General features: G+C 65.7%; 13 protein-coding genes. 9 read left to right on the top strand and 4 right to left on the bottom strand.

Annotation, left to right across the window (positions count from 1 at the left end; all coding sequences use genetic code 11):
* Positions 1–52: 52 nt before the first annotated feature.
* The 7 genes from AC4ELS_RS25430 to AC4ELS_RS25400 all read left to right on the top strand — a co-directional run bounded on the left by AC4ELS_RS25430 (position 53) and on the right by AC4ELS_RS25400 (position 9,856).
* Positions 53–1,234, top strand: a complete 1,182-nt coding sequence (locus AC4ELS_RS25430; RefSeq protein ID WP_499049941.1) for a nitrate/nitrite transporter — start codon at positions 53–55, stop codon at positions 1,232–1,234.
* The gene (locus AC4ELS_RS25425) at positions 1,231–4,917 is read left to right on the top strand and encodes a nitrate reductase subunit alpha (protein WP_499049761.1); all 3,687 of its coding nucleotides are present in this window, start codon (positions 1,231–1,233) and stop codon (positions 4,915–4,917) included. Before AC4ELS_RS25430 ends, AC4ELS_RS25425 begins: the two co-directional genes overlap by 4 nt.
* Positions 4,914–6,563, top strand: coding sequence for a nitrate reductase subunit beta (gene narH, locus AC4ELS_RS25420; protein WP_064882719.1), 1,650 nt, complete (start codon positions 4,914–4,916; stop codon positions 6,561–6,563). The genes AC4ELS_RS25425 and narH overlap by 4 nt, the downstream gene beginning before the upstream one ends.
* Positions 6,563–7,240, top strand: coding sequence for a nitrate reductase molybdenum cofactor assembly chaperone (gene narJ / locus AC4ELS_RS25415; protein WP_498887921.1), 678 nt, complete (start codon positions 6,563–6,565; stop codon positions 7,238–7,240). Before narH ends, narJ begins: the two co-directional genes overlap by 1 nt.
* Positions 7,240–7,968, top strand: a complete 729-nt coding sequence (gene narI / locus AC4ELS_RS25410; protein ID WP_064882722.1) for a respiratory nitrate reductase subunit gamma — start codon at positions 7,240–7,242, stop codon at positions 7,966–7,968. Before narJ ends, narI begins: the two co-directional genes overlap by 1 nt.
* A gap of 61 nt (positions 7,969–8,029) precedes the next feature.
* On the top strand, positions 8,030–9,415 hold the full coding sequence (locus AC4ELS_RS25405) for a WS/DGAT/MGAT family O-acyltransferase (protein ID WP_499049758.1): 1,386 nt from the start codon (positions 8,030–8,032) through the stop codon (positions 9,413–9,415).
* 3 nt (positions 9,416–9,418) lie between these two features.
* Complete coding sequence (locus AC4ELS_RS25400) at positions 9,419–9,856, top strand: pyridoxamine 5'-phosphate oxidase family protein (RefSeq protein WP_064882726.1); 438 nt, start codon at positions 9,419–9,421, stop codon at positions 9,854–9,856.
* On the opposite strand, the gene AC4ELS_RS25395 is transcribed toward AC4ELS_RS25400, so the two are convergent.
* On the bottom strand, positions 9,853–10,119 hold the full coding sequence (locus AC4ELS_RS25395) for a hypothetical protein (protein ID WP_055120552.1): 267 nt from the start codon (positions 10,117–10,119) through the stop codon (positions 9,853–9,855). The genes AC4ELS_RS25400 and AC4ELS_RS25395 overlap by 4 nt on opposite strands.
* Positions 10,120–10,406: 287 nt before the next feature.
* Here AC4ELS_RS25395 and typA point away from each other — a divergent pair, with 287 nt between their 5' ends.
* Positions 10,407–12,308, top strand: a complete 1,902-nt coding sequence (typA, locus tag AC4ELS_RS25390; protein ID WP_499049756.1) for a translational GTPase TypA — start codon at positions 10,407–10,409, stop codon at positions 12,306–12,308.
* 161 nt (positions 12,309–12,469) lie between these two features.
* On the opposite strand, the gene AC4ELS_RS25385 is transcribed toward typA, so the two are convergent.
* Positions 12,470–13,750 (bottom strand): hypothetical protein, encoded by a 1,281-nt coding sequence (locus tag AC4ELS_RS25385; protein WP_499049754.1) that lies wholly within the window; start codon positions 13,748–13,750, stop codon positions 12,470–12,472.
* 622 nt (positions 13,751–14,372) lie between these two features.
* Between AC4ELS_RS25385 and AC4ELS_RS25380 the strand changes: the two genes are divergently transcribed.
* On the top strand, positions 14,373–16,253 hold the full coding sequence (locus AC4ELS_RS25380) for an ABC transporter family substrate-binding protein (RefSeq protein ID WP_448449011.1): 1,881 nt from the start codon (positions 14,373–14,375) through the stop codon (positions 16,251–16,253).
* A gap of 51 nt (positions 16,254–16,304) precedes the next feature.
* Here AC4ELS_RS25380 and AC4ELS_RS25375 read toward each other — a convergent pair whose 3' ends face one another.
* Positions 16,305–17,549, bottom strand: a complete 1,245-nt coding sequence (locus AC4ELS_RS25375; RefSeq protein ID WP_448448989.1) for a hypothetical protein — start codon at positions 17,547–17,549, stop codon at positions 16,305–16,307.
* A gap of 574 nt (positions 17,550–18,123) precedes the next feature.
* Positions 18,124–19,491 (bottom strand): hypothetical protein, encoded by a 1,368-nt coding sequence (locus AC4ELS_RS25370; protein WP_064960439.1) that lies wholly within the window; start codon positions 19,489–19,491, stop codon positions 18,124–18,126.
* Positions 19,492–19,960: the final 469 nt, after the last annotated feature.

Raw genomic sequence — 19,960 nt, 5'->3', positions numbered from 1 at the left:
TGCTGTTCGAGTGACCACGGCAAGTACGCCGTACCTGGGCCAAGGGCAGGGCATGAATCTTGTGCTGGCCACCTGGGTCTCGGCCATCAACTTCTGGGCCTGGAACATGATCGGCCCACTCTCCACTACCTACGCCGGCGACATGAAGCTCAGTGCCACGCAGGCTTCGATGCTCGTCGCCACGCCGATACTGGTCGGATCGCTGGGCCGCATAGCGGTCGGCTCACTGACCGACAGGTACGGCGGTCGCACCATGTTCCTCGCGGTGACGCTGGCCTCGATCGTGCCGGTGCTGGCCGTCGGGGCGGCGGGTGAGGCACGGTCCTATCCGATGTTGTTGGTGTGCGGATTCTTCCTGGGAATCGCGGGCACCATATTCGCGGTCGGAATCCCGTTCGCCAACAATTGGTACGAGCCGTCCCGCCGCGGATATGCCACCGGCGTATTCGGCATGGGAATGGTCGGCACAGCGCTGTCGGCATTCTTCACTCCGCGATTTGTGCGGTGGTTCGGATTGTTCCCGACGCATCTCATCATCGCGGCGGCCCTGGCGCTGACGGCGGTGCTGTGCATTGTGGTGATGCGCAATTCACCGGCATTCCAGCCGAACACCGACCCGGTGCTGCCGAAGCTCAAGTCGGCGCTGAAACTTCCGGTGACGTGGGAGATGTCGTTCCTGTACGCGGTGGTCTTCGGTGGGTTCGTCGCATTCAGCAACTACCTGCCCACCTACATCAAGAACGTGTACGAGTTCTCCTCCGTCGAAGCAGGTTCCCGCACAGCGGGCTTCGCACTGGCCGCGGTGCTGGCCCGGCCGATCGGCGGTGCGCTCTCGGATCGGATACCGCCCAAGTACGTCGTGCTCACGTCCTTCGCCGGAACCGCGGTACTCGCCTTCATCGCGATGTTCCAGCCGCCCCCGGACGTGTGGTCGGCGGCGACCTTCATCGGCCTGGCGATCTTCCTGGGCATCGGTACCGGCGGCGTGTTCGCCTGGGTGGCGCGTCGTTCACCGGCCAAAGAGGTGGGCTCGGTCACCGGAATCGTGGCCGCCGCAGGTGGTTTGGGCGGCTACTTCCCGCCGCTGGTGATGGGCGCTACGTACGACGCTGTGGATCACGACTACTCCGTCGGGCTTGTGCTGTTGGTGGCGACGGCATTGGTGGCGTTCGGCTACACCGCTCTACGACTGCACGCCCACGAACCTCAGCAGGCCAAGGAGGCCCATCGATGAGCAAGCCCCACGTCGGCGGATCGATCGAGGAATTGCTCGAGCGCAGTGGGAGGTTCTTCACCGCCGGTGAGTTCTCCGACGACCTGCGTACGGTCACACGCCAGGGGGGCCGTCAGGGCGACGTGTTCTACCGCGACCGGTGGAGCCACGACAAGGTGGTGCGCTCCACCCACGGGGTCAACTGCACGGGTTCATGCTCCTGGAAGATCTATGTCAAGGACGGGATCATCACCTGGGAAACCCAGGAGACCGACTACCCGTCGGTGGGGGCGGACCGACCTGAGTACGAGCCACGTGGATGCCCGCGCGGTGCGGCGTTCTCCTGGTACACCTACTCGCCGACGCGGGTGCGCTACCCGTACGCGCGTGGCGTGCTGGTGGAGATGTATCGGGAAGCCAAGGCGCGCCTGAAGGATCCGGTGCTCGCCTGGGCCGACATTCAGGGCGATCCGGAACGCCGCAAGCGCTATCACCGGGCGCGCGGTAAAGGCGGCCTGGTCCGGGTCAGCTGGACCGAGGCCACCGAGATGATCGCCGCCGCGCATGTGCACACCATCAAGACCTACGGGCCGGACCGGGTGGCGGGTTTCTCGCCGATCCCGGCGATGTCGATGGTGTCGTTCGCGGCCGGGTCCCGGTTCGTGGAGCTCATCGGCGGGGTGATGACGTCGTTCTACGACTGGTACGCCGATCTGCCGGTGGCCTCTCCGCAGGTGTTCGGCGATCAGACCGATGTGCCGGAGTCCGGCGATTGGTGGGACGCGTCGTATCTGATGATGTGGGGCTCGAACGTCCCGGTGACGCGTACGCCCGATGCGCACTGGATGGCCGAGGTCCGCTACCGCGGAACCAAAGTGGTGACGGTCAGCCCGGATTACGCCGACAACACCAAGTTCGCCGACGAGTGGATGCCGTGCGCGGCGGGCACCGACGGGGCGCTGGCGATGGCGATGGGCCACGTCATCCTCGACGAATGCTTTGTGCAGAAGCGGATTCCCTATTTCGTCGATTACGTTCGCAAGTTCACCGATCTGCCGTTCCTGGTCAAGCTCGAAGAGCGCGACGGTGTGCTGGTTCCCGGGAAAAACCTCACCGCAGCAGATCTCGGCGGCCCGACCGCCGAGCAGGAGAACGCGGCGTTCAAGCCGGTGCTGCTCGACGGTGCGAGCAACAGTGTCGCAGTCCCGCAGGGCTCGCTCGGGTTCCGGTACGGCGCCGATGGTGTCGGTAAGTGGAATCTCGATCTGGAGGACCTGGTTCCCGCGCTGACGGTGTCGGGGGACATCTTCGAGACCGCCGAGATCACGTTGCCGCGGTTCGACACCGTCGACGGCAGCGGCGCGACCATGCAGCGCGGGGTGCCGGTGCGACGGGTCGGTGAGCACCTGGTGTGCACGGTGTTCGACCTGATGTTGGCCCAGTACGGCGTGCATCGGCCCGGACTGCCCGGTGACTGGCCCACCGGATACGACGACGCCACCCAGCCGTACACCCCGGCCTGGCAGGAGCAGATCACCGGAGTCTCGGCGGGCCAGGCCATCCGGGTGGCACGCGAATTCGCCCGCAACGCCGAGGAATCCGGCGGCCGGTCGATGATCATCATGGGCGCCGGGATCTGCCAGTGGTTCCACGGCGATGCCACCTACCGGGCCGTGCTGGCACTGCTGCTGCTCACCGGTTCGATGGGCCGCAACGGCGGTGGCTGGGCACACTACGTCGGCCAGGAGAAGTGCCGTCCCGTCACCGGGTGGGCCGCCATGGCGATGGGCACCGACTGGTCGCGCCCACCGCGGCAGATGGCCGGCACGTCGTACTGGTACGCCCATACCGACCAGTGGCGCTACGACGGATACCGGGCCGACGCGCTGTCCAGTCCGGTCGGGCGGGGCCGATTCCGCGACAAGCACACGATGGATGTGATGAGTTCGGCGGTGGCCATGGGGTGGACACCGTTCTTCCCGCAGTTCGACCGCTCAAGCCTGGATGTGGTCGACGAGGCCAAGGCTGCCGGCCAGGAAGTGCCCGACTATGTGGCCGGCCAATTGGCAAGTGGTGGGCTGAAACTCGCGGTCACCGATCCCGACAATCCGGCGAACTGGCCTCGTGTACTCAACGTCTGGCGGGCCAACCTGTTGGGCTCGTCCAGCAAGGGCAACGAGTACTTCCTGCGGCACCTGTTGGGCACGACGTCGAACGTGCAGGCCGAGCCGGCCGGGGCGGAGTTGCGGCCCAAGGACGTGGCCTGGACCGAGGACATTCCCGAGGGCAAGCTCGACCTGCTGATGTCGATCGACTTCCGTATGACGTCGACGACGTTGCTCTCCGATGTGGTGCTGCCCGCGGCGACCTGGTACGAGAAGTCCGACCTGTCCAGCACCGATATGCACCCCTATATTCACGCCTTCAGTCCGGCGGTCGACCCGCCGTGGGAAACCCGTTCGGATTTCGAAGCTTTCGGTGCGATCGCCCGGACCTTCAGCGCGCTCGCGGCCCGGCACCTGGGCACCCGCACCGACGTGGTGATGGGCACACTGCAGCACGACACCCCGGGTGCGATGGCGTATCCCGGTGGCACCGAACATGATTGGCGGGTCACCGGTGAGACGCCGGTGCCGGGCAAGACGATGGGTCCGCTGGTGGTGGTCGAGCGCGACTACACGGCAATCGCCGAGAAGTGGGCAACACTGGGCCCACTGGTCGAGAGCTTGGGCCTGACCACCAAGGGCGTCACCACCCATCCCGACCAGGAGGTGGCCGAACTCGCCGCCAAGTTCGGGGTGATGGATTCGGGTGCCGGCCAGGGCCGCCCGGCGATCACCACGGCTGAGCGGATGTCCGATGTGATCCTCGCACTGTCGGGCACGTCCAACGGCCGGCTCGCGGTGGAAGGCTTCCGGGAACTCGAACGACGTACCGGTCGCAAGCTCATTCACCTGGCCATCGGCAACGAGGAACGCCGGATCACCTACGCCGACACCCAGGCCAGACCGGTCCCGGTGATCACCAGCCCCGAGTGGTCGGGCAGTGAGACCGGCGGCAGGCGCTACGCGCCGTTCACGGTGAACATCGAGGAGCTCAAGCCCTTCCACACCCTCACCGGCCGAATGCATTTCTACGTCGACCACGACTGGTTGGAGGAACTCGGCGAACAGTTGCCGATCTACCGGCCACCGTTGGACATGGCGCGGCTGTTCGGCGAATCGAAGCTGGGCCGCGACGGTATCGGCCTGACCGTGCGGTATCTGACCCCGCACTCCAAGTGGTCGATCCACTCGGAGTACCAGGACAACCTGTTCATGCTGTCACTGTCGCGCGGCGGCCCGACCATGTGGATGAGTCCGTTGGATGCCGACAAGATCGATGTGAAGGACAACGATTGGATCGAGGCGGTGAACCGCAACGGCGTACTGGTGTGCCGCGCCGTGGTCAGCCACCGCATGCCAGAGGGAGTGGTGTACGTCTACCACGCCCAGGAACGGACCATCGACGTACCGCTGAGCGAAACCACCGGAACCCGCGGCGGTATCCACAACTCACTGACCCGGCTGTTGGTCAAGCCCAGCCATCTTGCCGGTGGGTACGCCCAGCACTCGTTCGCCTGGAACTATCTCGGCCCCACCGGAAATCAGCGTGACGAAGTGACGGTGGTCCGCCGCCGCTCGCAGGAGGTGAAGTACCAGTGAAGGTCATGGCCCAGATGGCGATGGTGATGAACCTCGACAAGTGCATCGGGTGTCAAACGTGTTCGGTGACCTGCAAACAGGCCTGGACCAACCGGGCCGGCACCGAGTACGTCTGGTTCAACAACGTCGAAACCCGTCCAGGGCAGGGTTATCCGCGCACCTATCAGGACCAGGAGAAGTGGCGCGGGGGGTGGAAGCTGGACCGGCGTGGCCGGCTGCGACTGCGTGACGGCGGTCGGCTGGCCAAGCTGGCCAGGATCTTCGCGAACCCGAAGCTGCCCTCGATCGACGACTACTACGAGCCGTGGACCTACGACTACGAGAACCTGACCTCGGCGCCGCTGGGTGAGCACATCCCGACCGCGCCGCCGCGCAGCCTGATCACCGGCAAGCCCATGAAGGTGTCGTGGTCGGCGAACTGGGACGACGACCTGGCCGGGTCGCCGGAGATCGTGCCAGGGGATCCGGTCCTCAAACAGGTCAGCGAGCAGATCAAGCTCGAACTCGAGCAGACCTTCATGTTCTATCTGCCCCGGATCTGCGAGCACTGCCTGAACCCGGCGTGTGTGGCGTCCTGCCCGTCGGGCGCGATGTACAAGCGTTCCGAGGACGGCATCGTGCTGGTCGATCAGGACCGTTGCCGCGGCTGGCGCATGTGTGTATCCGGATGTCCGTACAAGAAGGTGTATTTCAACCACAAGACCGGCAAGGCCGAGAAGTGCACGCTGTGCTACCCGCGGATCGAGGTCGGGTTACCCACGGTGTGCTCCGAGACCTGCGTGGGCCGGTTGCGCTACCTCGGTCTGGTGCTCTACGACGTCGACCGGGTGCTGGAGGCGGCATCGGTGCCCGACGACAAGGACCTCTACGAGGCGCAGCGGCAGATCCTCCTCGACCCGACCGACCCCGAGGTGATCGCCGGGGCCCGGGCCGAGGGCATCTCCGATGAATGGATCGAGGCCGCCCAACGTTCCCCGGTGTACAAGTTGATCCACACCTATGGTGTCGCGCTACCGCTACATCCGGAATTCCGGACGGTGCCGATGGTGTGGTACATCCCGCCGCTGTCGCCGGTGGTCGACGCGGTCAGCCGCGACGGGCACGACGGCGAGGACGTCGGCAATCTGTTCGGAGCCCTGGAGGCACTGCGGATCCCGATCGAATACCTCGCGGGGTTGTTCACCGCGGGAGACACCGCGGTCGTCGAGGGAGTGCTGCGCCGTCTCGCGGCGATGCGCTCGTACATGCGTGACATCAACCTCGGGCGCGACACCCAGCCGCACATCCCGGCCGCGGTGGGGATGACCGAGGAACAGATGTACGAGATGTACCGGCTGCTGGCGCTCGCAAAATACGAGGAGCGCTACGTCATTCCGACTGCGTACAGCACCGAGGGCATTCCCGGGACGGAGGAGCCCGGTTGCTCGCTGTCCTTCGAAGGCGGCCCCGGAATGTACGAGTCGGGTCCTTTCGGTGAGGCCAGCGGTGGGCCCGTCCCGGTGGCGGTGGAGACGTTCCACGCGTTGCAACACCGGCAGACCAGCGACGGCATGGCCGCCAACGCCGACCGGCCCTCGCGCGTCAATCTGCTCAACTGGGACGGCAGGGGAGTGCCGTCCGGGATGTTCCCAGGTGGTGATCGGTGATGAAGCGTCGCAACCGAACCCGCGACAGCGGCCTGACTCGTCGCACCCGCGACAACACCATGCAGGACCGCTTGGTGTGGCAGGCGGCGTCGCTGATGCTGGCCTACCCGGACGACGGGCATACCGACCGGCTGCAGGCCGCGGCACGCATGCTGGACCACGTCACCGGTGACGCCAGGGCGTTGCTCGGCGAAACCGTCGTCGGGTTGAGCCTGCGCCCCACCATGGAGCTGCAGCAGGAGTACGTCGACACCTTCGACCTCCAGAAGCGGTGCACCATGCTGCTGACGTACTGGACGTCGGGCGATACCCGCAACCGAGGCGCAGACATGGTCGAATTCACTCAGACCTACCGGGCCGCCGGCGTCGAGATCCCGAAAGGTGAGGCACCCGACCATCTTCCGGTGGTGCTGGAGTTTGCGGCCACTGTCGACCCGGAGGCGGGACGACGGCTGCTCGCCAAATACCGGGTGCCCATCGGTGTGGTTGCGCGCGCGTTGGCCGACGCAGGGTCACCGTACTCGCCGGTTGTCGCGGCGGTGGCCCGAACCCTGCCGTCGCTGGCTTCGGTCGATGACGTGTCGCGTCTGATGATGTCCGGACCGCCTGCGGAATCGGTGGGACTGCAGCCATTTCAGCTGACCGTTCCGCCCCGCCGGGTACAGGAGGTGCTCTGATGTCGGGCTGGGAGATCTTCTGGGACGTGGTGCCGTATGTGACCTTGGCGATGGTGGCCGTGGGCACCTGGTGGCGGTACCGCTATGACAAGTTCGGCTGGACCACCCGCTCGTCCCAGCTCTATGAGTCGCGGTTGTTGCGCATCGCCAGCCCGATGTTCCACTTCGGCATGCTCGTGGTGTTCGTCGGACACGTCATCGGCCTGTTCATCCCCGAATCGTGGATGGATCTGGTGATGAGTGACCACATCTATCACCTGCAGGCGGTGATCCTCGGCGGCATCGCCGGAATTGCAGCCCTGGTCGGCATCGCACTGCTGATCTACCGCCGCCGCGCCACCGGCCCGGTGTTCATGGCCACAACTGTCAACGACAAGACGATGTACGTCGTCCTGGTGGCCGCGATGGTGGCCGGGTTCGCCTGTACGGCGATCGGGGCGACGCCCGAGGGCGCCGAGCACGACTACCGCGAGACTGTTTCGCCGTGGTTCCGCTCGATCTGGATCTTCCAGCCCCGCGGCGACTTGATGGTCCAGGCGCCGGTGTACTTCCACATCCACGTGATGATCGCGCTCGTGCTGTTCTGCCTGTGGCCGTTCACCCGGCTGGTGCACGTGTTCAGCGCGCCGATCGGCTACCTGTTCCGGCCCTACGTCGTGTACCGCAGCCGCGACGTCGCCAAGGAGAGTGAACTGGTCGGATCCCGCCCGCAGCGTCGGGGTTGGTGATCCCGAACTAGGGACCTTCGGCCCTGCTGTGCGGATCCCCGTCAGGCGGAGGATCAACGGTATGGAGCAGTTGACCGCCCTGGACGCGGGGTTCCTGGAAGCAGAGGACTCCGACCGGCACGCGAGCCTGGCGATCGGGGCGATCGCCGTGCTGGACGGACCGATGCCCGGCGCCGACACCGTCGTGGCCTCGCTTGCCGAACGGGCCATGACCGCGCCCCGCCTGCATCAGCTGCTGCACACCCAGCCCCTCGACCTCGGGGCGCCGCGATGGGTCGAAGACACCAATTTCGACGCGGCACACCACATCCGGTATGCGGCGCTGCCCCAACCCGGCGACGATGCGGCGCTGTACCGGTGGGCAGCCGACATCATGGAACGGCGCCTGGACCGGGACCGACCGCTGTGGGAATGCTGGGTCGTCGACGGTCTGGCCGGCAACAGATGGGCGATCCTGTTGAAGGTCCACCACTGCATCGCCGACGGGATCGCGGCCACCCGGCTGCTCAGCCGCCTGTGTGACGACGGCGACCTGACCGGCCATGCCCTGAAGCAACAAACCGCCGGGGGGACCGCTGTTTTCAACCCCGTCGAGTGGATCGGTAAGGCGTGGCGCATTTCGACTGGGTTGCCCGTGGCCGCGATGCAGGCCGTCCAGGGTGCGGTTGGCATCGTCACCGGCCTGCTGCGTCCGGCGGCCGCCACCTCGTTGACCGGCCCGGTGACCAGCATGCGACGCTACGCCGCCGGCGAGGTGTCGATGGACGACGTCGACACGGTATGCCGGGAATTCGGGGTGACCGTCAACGATGTTGCCCTGGCGGCGATCACCGACAGCTTTCGCAAAACCCTCATCCGTCGCGGCGAGAAGCCCAGCCGGGATGCGCTCCGTACCTTGGTGCCGGTCTCGGTGCGCACCGCGGATGCGGACGATCGGACTGACAACCGCGTGTCGGTGATGTTGCCGTACCTCCCGGTCGACAAGGCCGATCCGCTACAGCAGTTGCGCGCCGTGCATTCGCGGCTGTCCCGGGCCAAAGCCAGCGGGCAGCGCGAAGCGGGAAATGTCCTGGTGTCGGCGGCCAACGCAATCCCGTTCCCGCTCACCGCGTGGACGGTGCGGGCACTGACCCGGTTGCCGCAGCGCGGCGTCGTCACCGTGGCCACGAATGTGCCGGGCCCGCGGAATCGACTGTGTGTCATGGGTTGCGACATCGTCCGGCTGCTTCCGATTCCGCCGCTGGCGTTGCAGCTACGCACCGGTGTGGCCATCATGAGCTACGCCGACCGCCTGGTCTTCGGGGTGATCGGTGATTACGACGCGGCGCCCGATGTGTCCGAATTGGCCCGTGGCATCGAACGCGCGGTCGCCCGTCTGGTCGATATCGGCATTGGCCACTGGCGGGCCACCCCCGTGGGTACTCTGCAACTCGTACAGGGAGGTTGACCGATGAAGGGATCTGAACTCGGCGTTCTCACCCGCAGGCAGTGCCTGGATCTGCTGGAGGGGGTACGCGTCGGCAGGTTGGTGTTCACCGAGGACGCCCTGCCGGCCGTGCAGCCCGTCAATTTCCGGGTGTGGCATGACGATGTGGTGATCCGGGTGGCCGGCGGGCCCAAGCTGATCGCCGCGACCGATCGTCAGGTGGTGGCGTTCGAGGCCGACGAGCTCGACCCCGACCTACGCACCGGCTGGAGCGTGACGATCGTCGGGCATGCCGAGCACATCACCGACGTGGACGAGCAGGTGCAGGTCGCCGGGACGTTCGTGCAGCCGTGGGCTGAGGGGCGGCGCGATCATTTCGTGCGGATACGGTCGGAGAAGGTCACCGGGCGTCAGCTCCGGAACCATGCGATGCCGCACTACGGTGCGGCGGGCGGCGGTTAGTACCGAAGCCGGTCGTCGACGACCCGCACGGCGTGGCCCGGATGCTGCGTCGCGTACAGCGGGTGCATCAGCATCGGGTGACGGCAGTGCGCGCAGGAGGCCTGCGGCTGGTTCGCCGACGCGAAGGTCAGGTGGTGGCATTCGCTGCAGCGGACCATGTAGCAGGCGCCGATCCAGTTGGCCATACCCACGTAGATCGCGACTGTGGTTCCCGCAGCGAGCACCATGATCAACGCGACCGTGAGCGCTTCATAAACCGTCATGACCGGCACCTCCAAGCTCGCCTATCGCAACGTGACGGATACCTGAAACGGTACTCGCGAAACCTAGGACTTCCTGGCCCGTTTGAAGACCTTGTCCAGTTCTTTACCGTGCAATCCGTTGTTCTCGGCCTTGCGGACTTTGTGCAGAACCAGCGGGCAGCGTTTGCAGCGCGGCTTGCTTTTGCAGCACTTTTTCTTGGGCTTCAGGCCGGCGATTTTTGCGGACTTCAACGTGACGGGGCTCTCTCGTTTTCGTGATCGACCGGCCAGCCTGCGAGAATGTCGGTGTGGATTCACGCCCGAGCTTTCGCAATGTCGCCATCGTCGCCCACGTCGACCACGGCAAGACGACCCTAGTCGACGCGATGCTGCGACAGTCCGGTGCCTTGACGCACCGCGGCGACGACGCAGTCGAGCGCCTGATGGACTCCGGTGACCTTGAGAAGGAAAAGGGCATCACCATCCTGGCCAAGAACACCGCGGTACACCGGCACCATGCCGACGGCACCATGACGGTGATCAACGTCATCGACACCCCTGGTCACGCCGATTTCGGTGGCGAGGTGGAGCGTGGCCTGTCCATGGTCGACGGTGTGGTCCTGCTGGTGGACGCCTCGGAGGGGCCGCTGCCGCAGACCCGGTTCGTGCTGCGCAAGGCGCTGGCCGCGCACCTTCCGGTGATCCTGGTGGTCAACAAGACCGACCGGCCCGACGCCCGCATCGCCGAGGTCGTCGAGGAAAGCCACGACCTGCTGCTCGACGTCGCCTCCGATCTTGACGACGAGGCCCAGGCGGCCGCCGAGAAGGCACTGGATCTGCCCACCCTGTACGCCTCGGGCCGGGCCGGCATCGCGTCGACGACGCAGCCCCAAAACGGTGAGAACCCTGACGGCGAGAACCTGGACCCGCTGTTCGACGTGCTGATGGAGCACATCCCGGCACCCTCGGGTGACCCGGAGGCGCCGCTGCAGGCTCTGGTCACCAACCTCGACGCCTCGGCCTTCCTCGGCCGCCTCGCCCTCATCCGCATCTACAACGGCCGGCTCAAGAAGGGCCAGCAGGTCGCGTGGATGCGCGAGGTCGACGGCTCGCCGGTGATCACCAACGCCAAGATCACCGAGTTGCTGGCCACTGAGGGCGTCGATCGCAATCCGACGGAGGAAGCGGCGGCTGGGGATATCGTGGCGGTCGCCGGGATTCCCGAGATCATGATCGGCGACACCCTCGCCGATCCCGACAACTCGCACGCGCTGCCGCGCATCACCGTCGACGAGCCCGCCATCTCGGTCACCATCGGCACCAACACCTCGCCGCTCGCCGGCCGGGTGTCGGGTCACAAGCTGACCGCCCGCATGGTGAAGAACCGTCTCGACGCCGAACTCGTCGGCAACGTGTCGATCCGCATCGTCGACATCGGCCGCCCTGACGCCTGGGAGGTGCAGGGCCGTGGTGAGCTGGCGCTGGCCATCCTCGTCGAGCAGATGCGCCGCGAGGGCTTCGAGCTGACCGTCGGCAAGCCTCAGGTGGTCACCAAGAACATCGACGGCAAGCTGCACGAGCCGTTCGAAGAGCTGACCATCGACTGTCCCGAGGAGTTTGTCGGCTCCATCACCCAGCTGATGGCCAACCGCAAGGGGCGGATGGAACAGATGACCAACCATGCCGCCGGCTGGGTGCGCATGGACTTCGTGGTGCCCAGCCGGGGACTGATCGGCTTCCGCACCGACTTCCTGACCGAGACGCGTGGCACCGGCATCGCCAACGCGGTGTTCGAGGGCTACCGGCCGTGGGCCGGGGAGATCCGGGCCCGCCACACCGGCTCGCTGGTGAGCGACCGGTCCGGGTCGATCACCCCGTTCGCGATGATCCAGCTGGCCGACCGCGGACAGTTCTTCGTCGAGCCGGGCGAGGACACCTACGAAGGCCAGGTCGTCGGGATCAACCCGCGCGCCGAGGATCTCGACATCAACATCACCCGCGAGAAGAAGCTGACGAACATGCGGTCCTCGACCGCCGACGTCATGGAAACCCTGGCCCGGCCCCTGGACCTCGGACTCGAGCAGGCCATGGAGTTCTGCGCCGAGGACGAGTGTGTCGAGGTGACCCCCGAGGTCGTCCGGGTCCGCAAGGTCGAGTTGACCGCCTCGCTGCGGGCGCGGGCCAAGGCACGAGCCAAGGCGCGCGGCTAGCTATCGCTTTCGGTCGTCGAACGGCCAGTTATTGCACCGCTTTTCGGGCATAACGTGCGATAACTGGCCACTCGTGGGTGGGGGGCTGCGGCGGTGCGCCTCAGAGCTGAGATGCGCCGGTAGCGATATCCCCCGCGATATCGCCACCGGCGCACCAGTTCTCAGGCCGCGTCGCTCTTGGAAGCGGACTTCTTGCCGGCGCCGTCATCAGTGGTGGTGTTGCCGGTGGTGGTTTTGGTGGTGGCTTTGCCCGGGGTCGGGCTGTCGCCGCCACCCTTGAAGCCGAACTTCTCCTTGAGCTGATTGACGCTGGTTCGGAGATCGGTGGTGTCGGGCTTGGTCGGTGCCGACGGGGCCGAGCCCTCGGACACCTTGGTTCCGGTCTGGCGCGTGCTGAAGTTGAGGCTCTCGCGAAGCTGGCTCCGTGCCTTCACGAGGGGCGTCGTCTTCTCGACCGCGGGCTTCTTGACCTCCACCGTCTCCGCCGGGACCTTCTCCGGCGCCGGCGGTGCCGGTTCGACGTCCAGGCTGACCAACGTCTTCGGAGCGGGAAGCTTGCTCACATTGCTGGTGACCAACGTGTTCTGCGGGTTGTTCGGATTCTCACTCGGATCCACGCCGAGCGCCTCGCGGACGACTTCACGGACGGAGTTCGTCGCCTTCCACAACACGTCGTTGCGGAAGTCCTGAATACCGTCGGCCCGGTTGGGCAACAGCGCCTTCAGTCCGATGGGGATTGCCTGCTGGGTCGGACCGGTGCCCATGAAGGAGTCGGCCACCCAAAGTGGTGCGCTGATGTAACTGTCGAGCATGTGGTAGACGGCGACGTTGGGTTCCATGCCGCCGGCGATGTCGATGATCGCCTTGAGCGGTCCGAACGGGGCCAGAGCGAGGCCCTCCACCAGTCGATATCCGGAGTCGAGGGCGCCCGCAGCGAAACCGGCGAGCGGGGTGAGCACGTCGAGGGGAGTGCTGGTGTCCTCGACCCCGAGGAGGTCGGCGATCGATGATCGGAAGCTATCGGTCGCTGCCCACAGCACGTTGTTGCGGAAGGCCTGGATATCGTCGGCGTGGTCGGGGAACAGCGCCGCCAGGCCCTTGCCGGTGAGCGATGTCTGGTTGATTCCGAGGGCGGGGTCGATGACCCACAGCGGGGCATCGATGACCTGGCGGATCGAGTTGTAGAACGCCTGGGGGTCGCCGTCGGCGATGGCGAGGGCAGCGGCGATGGCGGCCACCGGCAGTTCAGCGATGCCTTGGACGAGACGCAACCCGGATTCGGTGAAACCCTCGAGTGCCGCAATCGGATCCGGTGTCGCCATGAGGTTGATATCCGCGACATGTGCGGCTCGGAGAGCCTCCGGCGCCTGTGCGCCGACCGGTCCGATGGCCGGGCCGATGGCAATCGCGCCTGCCGCGAGTAGCGCTGTGGCTCCTGTCATCGATTGCTTCACACCGACGTGCATGGGTGCCTCCCCCTGATTTTGGTTGCTCTGGTCGAAACTGACGTCATCGACGATATCGTCAACCTGAGAATTTCTCAGGTGAATTTCAAATCTTGCACACACAAATACGGTCCGAGCGTCGGAGTTTTCTGGCAAGTTGTGTCATGCAAGCGAATGTCGCGGGCCAATCTGTGAATGGTTTAGCTGAAGAGGGGGAGTAGGCCGGAACCATCTTTCAGGGGTGGCGGGCCGATCATTGTGACGTCCGCGGTGCCCCGCCAAATAAGCTGGAAGATCTGCATTTCGACGACGCCGAGCGGGTTGCGACGGTAACGTCGACGCGGAGAGCGGCGCGCTCGTCCTTCGCGCCCTGTTTGCAGCGTCGCGTCAAATGCCGGCTCGTGCCGGCCTGCAATGTGCGGCAGCAATCAGATTTGATCTTGTTTCACGTGTCCCGATCGGCCGGGTTTTAGCGCCAAATTTGAATCCATTGCGCTTTTTCGCGCATATTTTCGCCGCGGGTTCACCCTCGCGATGCATGCCCGTCACCATTTGCGGGCCGAGGGGGTGCGTCGCGCGGTCGGTGTGGGGCCAAGTGAGCTTCCGGACGGTCGATACGCTGAGTGGCGTGCCGACACCCCTCCGCCGCGCCCAGTTGACGATCGGGGCGCTCATATCGGTGCCGGCGCTCCTGTTCAGCGGTTGCACTGTGAGCCCGCCGCCGGCTCCGCAGAGCACCGAGACGACCGAGACGACTCCGCCGCCCCCGATGAAGGCGACGCAGATCATCATGGCCATCGATTCGATAGGCCCGGGGTTCAACCCGCACCTGTTGTCGGACCAGTCTCCGGTGAACGCCGCGGTCGCCTCGATGGTGCTGCCGAGTTCCTTCCGGCCGGTACCCGACCCGAAGTCTCCGACGGGCTCGCACTGGGAGCTCGATCCGACTCTGCTCGAATCGGCCGAGGTGACCAACCAGAACCCGTTCACGGTCACCTACAAGATCCGTCCGGAAGCGCAATGGACCGACAACGCGCCCATCGCCGCCGACGACTACTGGTACCTCTGGCGCCAGATGGTCAGCCAACCGGGAGTCGTCGACCCGGCCGGCTATGACCTGATCACCGGTGTGCAGTCGGTGGAGGGCGGCAAGCAGGCGGTGGTCACCTTCTCCCAGCCCTATCCCGCGTGGCGGGAGCTGTTCAACGACATCCTTCCGGCCCACATCGTCAAGGACATTCCCGGTGGCTTCGGCGCCGGTCTGGCCCGTGCGATGCCGGTCACCGGCGGGCAGTTCCGGGTGGAAAGCATCGACCCGCAACGCGATGAGATCCTGCTCGCCCGCAACGACAGATATTGGAGCGCGCCGGCCAAGCCTGACCTGGTGTTGTTCCGGCGTGGTGGAGCACCGGCTGCCCTCGCCGACTCCATCCGCAACGGCGACACCCAGGTGGCCCAGGTTCACGGTGGCGCAGCCACTTTCGCGCAGCTGAGCGCGATCCCCGATGTTCGCACCGCCAGGATCGTGACACCGCGGGTGATGCAGTTGACGCTTCGCGGAGGGCAGCCCACCCTGGCCGAAGCCCAGGTGCGCAAGGCGATCCTGGGTCTGATCGATGTCGACCTGTTGGCCTCGGTTGGCGCGGGCGACGACAACACGGTGACGTTGGCGCAGGCGCAGGTACGCTCACCATCGGATCCCGGCTACGTACCGACAGCTCCTCCGGCGATGTCGCGGGAGGCTGCGCTTGATCTGTTGCGCGGCGCGGGTTACCAGATCGAGCCCGCGGCTGAGCCGCCCGCTCCGGGCGCGCCGCCGGCGCCGGACAACGGCAGGCAGCGCATCACCAAGGACGGCGCCGCGCTGACGCTGGTGCTCGGTGTGGCGTCCAACGATCCGACGTCGGTCGCCGTCGCCAACACCGCGGCCGATCAGCTGCGCAACGTCGGAATCGACGCCTCGGTGCTGGCCCTGGACCCGGTTGCACTCTATGGAGATGCGCTGACCAACAACCGGATCGACGCCGTAGTCGGCTGGCATCAGGCCGGAGGGGACCTGGCCACCAGCCTCGCATCGCGCTACGGCTGCCGGGCGTTGGAGGCGACCGCCGTCTCGACCGCGGTCCCCGGGGTCACTCCCTCGCCGTCACCGAAGCCCACCACCACGGTCGCACCCCCGGCGCCGAGCACCACACCGACACCCGCTCAGCCCATTCCGGCTCCGGAGTCAGGTGATCTGGTGCAGGCGCCCAGCAACATCACCGGGATCTGCGATCACAGCATTCAGCCGAAAATTGATGCGGCACTGGATGGTTCGCAGAATATCGCCGAGGTGATCCAGGCTGTCGAGCCGCGCCTGTGGAACATGTCGACAGTTCTTCCGATCCTGCAGGACACGACGATCGTTGCCGCAGGACCGAGTGTGCAGAACGTCAGTCTGACGGGTGCCGTGCCCGTCGGCATCGTCGGCGACGCGGGCAGCTGGACCAAGGGGCGATAGCAGGCATGCAGTGGGCCCCCTCATGCGAGGAGGCCCACTGACCGGTGTGAATCAGGATGCGTCGCCCGATCCTGACGATGACGAGCCAGCGCCGGAGTTCGCCGCGCGGTGCTTGCCGGCCTTGGCGCTCTTGCCGCTCAGCCCCTCGGTGGCCTTCTTCAGCCCGTCCGTCACGCTCTTGACGGACCCCTGAAGGCCCTCACGGACCTGTTTGGCCGAGCCGGACCGGTTGGTCGACAGCGCCTTGCCGGGTTCGGCCTTGAGACTGTCCTTCACCACCGGAGTGGAGACGCTGGACGGTGATTTCGTCGCAGCGGAATCACCTGCAGCAGTTTCGGTTTCAGCAGGTGCGGCCACAACCGGAGCCGCCTCGACCGGCGCGGCGGCAGGTGCCGGTGACACAACGGCGGCCTTCGGGCTGACATCCAGTGTCACGACCTTCGCCGCGGACGTCAGGGTTGCGTCCGCTGCCGTGCGCGCGGCGTCAGCGGCTGGTGGTGTGATCGCGGCAGCGATGAGCTCGCGGGCCTGTCGCAGGGTGCTCAGCAGGCCGAGGCTGGGACCGAACACGCCGCCGCCGAGCGCGTCGCCGTTGAGGAACGCATCCGCGACGACGGCAGGACCGCCGAGCATCGCGTTGACGACACCCAGCGCATCGCCCGCCGTGGCAGAGTCAACGATGTCCTGGCCGACGTTTCCCGCCACCGTGACTGTCCGGTAGGCGACGTTGAGCAGGCCGAGGGCGGGCAGTGCCACAATCGCCGGGTTGCTCAGCACGTTGGCCAGGTTCTGCACCGGCTGCCTGATGGCATTGATGGCAGGTTCGAGCAACGGAAGCACCGCCCCGGCCACCGGGGTGAGGAATGCGCTCCAGAGGTTGGACACCGCGCCGTTGATGTTGCCCGCGAGAAGATCGGTGAGAGAAGCCTGCAGCAGCGACGGGATGCTCCACGGGTTCGACGGGTCCAGCGCATTGCCCAGTGCGGTGGCAGAGCCCTGCAAGGCTGTGAAGAGCGAACCCGCGGTGGTGAGCTGATTCGTGATCACCTGCAGCAGGACAGGCGCGGGATCGGTCACCTCCGTGCCGATCAGGGCCGACACATTGGCGATCGTGTTCGCGAACAGGTCCGCATAGGCCTGGATTGGATCGGTTGCTGCGGACAGGCTCACCGCGGCCGACGAAACTGCCGGAACCGCGATGTCGGGCATCGGCGGAGCGACCGGACTCATCGCGATGGCACTGGCTCCGAACAACGCGACGCCAGCGGCGAGATAGGGACGAGCTGCGACTTGCATTGCTTCTCCTCTAGATGGATCCAATCCCCGACGAGGCTGAAGCTACCTGAGAGTAACTTTACAAATTTGCAGTTTTGAAAAGTTGCCGCCGTCGAGCCCGGGGCGGCTAATGGAGTCGTGAGCAAGGTGAACTAGCTGCTAGATGGCGTTGGTTAGGTGTTCTTAAAATGCCGCGAGGCCTGGCATGCCGAGGGTGCCGGTAGCTGTCGCCAATAGCCGTTGAATATAACGAGTTCGCTGGTTCCGTCGTTCACTGGAGAAAGTCATGTGAAACACCGCGCGAGCGGGGCGATCTTGATGTTTGCGAAATCAACGGTTCCAGGCGCCGCGCGGCGGCCGTCTCCCGGGCTCTCGAGCGGGATTGGGGGCGGGTTGCCCGCTGAGCTGCAGACCGCACCGGCGAGTTCGCCATGCCGTTGCTGGGGCAATGAAAAGTCGGAGGCGCACATTTTGCGTCGAGCGGGTCCGCAGCGCCCCGGCGGGGCGCACAGCTGAGTGGAGGCTGAGAACTTCCGAAGAAGCGAAAGGCCCTCTCCATCGGGTCGATGGAGAGGGCCTGGCGCTGGTGCTGGGGTTACTTGTCGGAGCCCTTGTCAGAGCCGCTGGACGACTCGGACTTCTTCTGAGCGCCCTTCTGGGCGCCGGCCTTGTCCTTCTTCAGCCCGTCGGTCAGCTTCTTGACGGCGGACTTTACCTGGGTGCGGACGGCCTTGGCGGAGTTCGCCTTTTCCTGTCCCTTGGCGGCCTTCGGCGATGCCTTCGTCGACAGCTTGGTGACGGCCTTGGTGGTGTCGTCACTGTCGCTCGCGTCCGTACCGGTGCCGGCGGAGTCTGCGGCGTCGGCGTTCGGCGCAGCCGCACCATCGGCGGCGTCCGAGACGGTGTCAGGGGCGGCACCATCGACAGCGTCAGAGGCATTGCCCGCGTTGGTAACTGGGGCCGATGCGGGCGTCTCTTCCTTCAGGGTCGAGACCTCGATCGTCACGGGTGCCTGGGCAGTCAGGGCCTTGGCGGTCGGGAGCTCGATCGGTGGGTCGAACGGCTTGGGCTTGAGCTGCTTGAAGGCGTTGGCGAAGGTGTCCTCGATGTAGTTGCCCATGGAGATCGTCGCATCGGTCTGGAAGACCACACTCTCGGCGAAATCGGCGATGCCGTGTTGGAGCGCGTTGATCACCTTGACCGGATCGCCGGTGGTGACGGCGTTCACCACGTCCTGAGCTCCGACGAGAGCCTGCTTCAGAATGGCGCGCGGCTGACCGTCCAGGTCGTACCCGACACCGACGGTGGCGGCGGCCAGTCCGATCACGACACCGAGTGCGGCCTCCGATGCAGCGTCGATGAGCGGTTGCGGAATGTTGAGTACATGCCCGACCGCGTTGATCTCGGGGGACACCGCGAAGATCAAGATGTTGATGATGGGCTGCATCCCGTCCAACACCAAGCCGTCGAGCGCACCGCCGGGGTCACCGGCGGCGATCTTCGCCATCGCGGCCTCGAGTCCGGCGGGCAGGCCGGCGCCCAAGTCGCTCAAGGCTTCACTGAGAGCGGTCCCGGCCGCAGACGTGGTTTCGCCGAGTGCTGCGAGGTTGGGGCCGAAATTCTGGGCCGCGATGACAGCGTCGGCCAGTACCTTCGCGATCTGCCACGCCGGCGGAGTGGACAGCGCCACCTGGTAACCGGCGACCGCGTTCTCGACGAGCTGCTTTGCGATCGGTGCCGGGTTGGTGGTCTGGCGCTCGATGATGTTGCTGATCATCGTCTGCGTGGCGGCGAACGCGGGCTCGAAAACCGTCAGCGGGTTGTCCACGCCGGCGGTCAGGGCGACCGGCATGTGTACCGGTGAGAGGGTCGGCACGGACGGGGCCATCGGGCTGACTGCGATTGCGCTGGCACCCACGAGTGCCACGCCGGCGGCCAGGTATGACCGGGAAGCGAGCTGCATTGAATCTCCTTACGGGAGCGTAACTAACGTCGGCGCAGAAGTTACCCCAAAGTAAGTTGGGTTGTCTGCAAATTTTCTTAACTAATTTTCAGCTCGCAAGAACCCTCGTGGGGCTCCGCAAATGAACCTCGGGTATCTGAGATATTGCTGGTAGTCGGGATTTCCCGTGGTCGCACCAGTCCATTGCGAAACTGGTCGTAGCGTTATGGGGCATGACATCGGCCTGTTGTAGCAAACAGTTGGCTGGTCATGTCACTAGGTTGCCAGCGAAGGTGTGATCGACGAGTCCGGCCAGGTTACCCAGCGGTAATGTCGCCGGGGTGGCGGCTGGAAAGTTAGCGCGCACACAGTGGACATTGCGGTGTGATCTGTAAAACACGGCCACCATCGATGCGGCGCCGCCCACTAATGGGACCAGCGGTCTCGGTATTCGCACCGTGCTTGCGTCGGCAACTATGTGGCAGGCTCG

The organism is Mycobacterium shunyiense (assembly GCF_058270035.1).
Note: the sequence above shows the minus strand (reverse complement) of the source record. Positions and strands in the feature narration are given on the sequence as shown.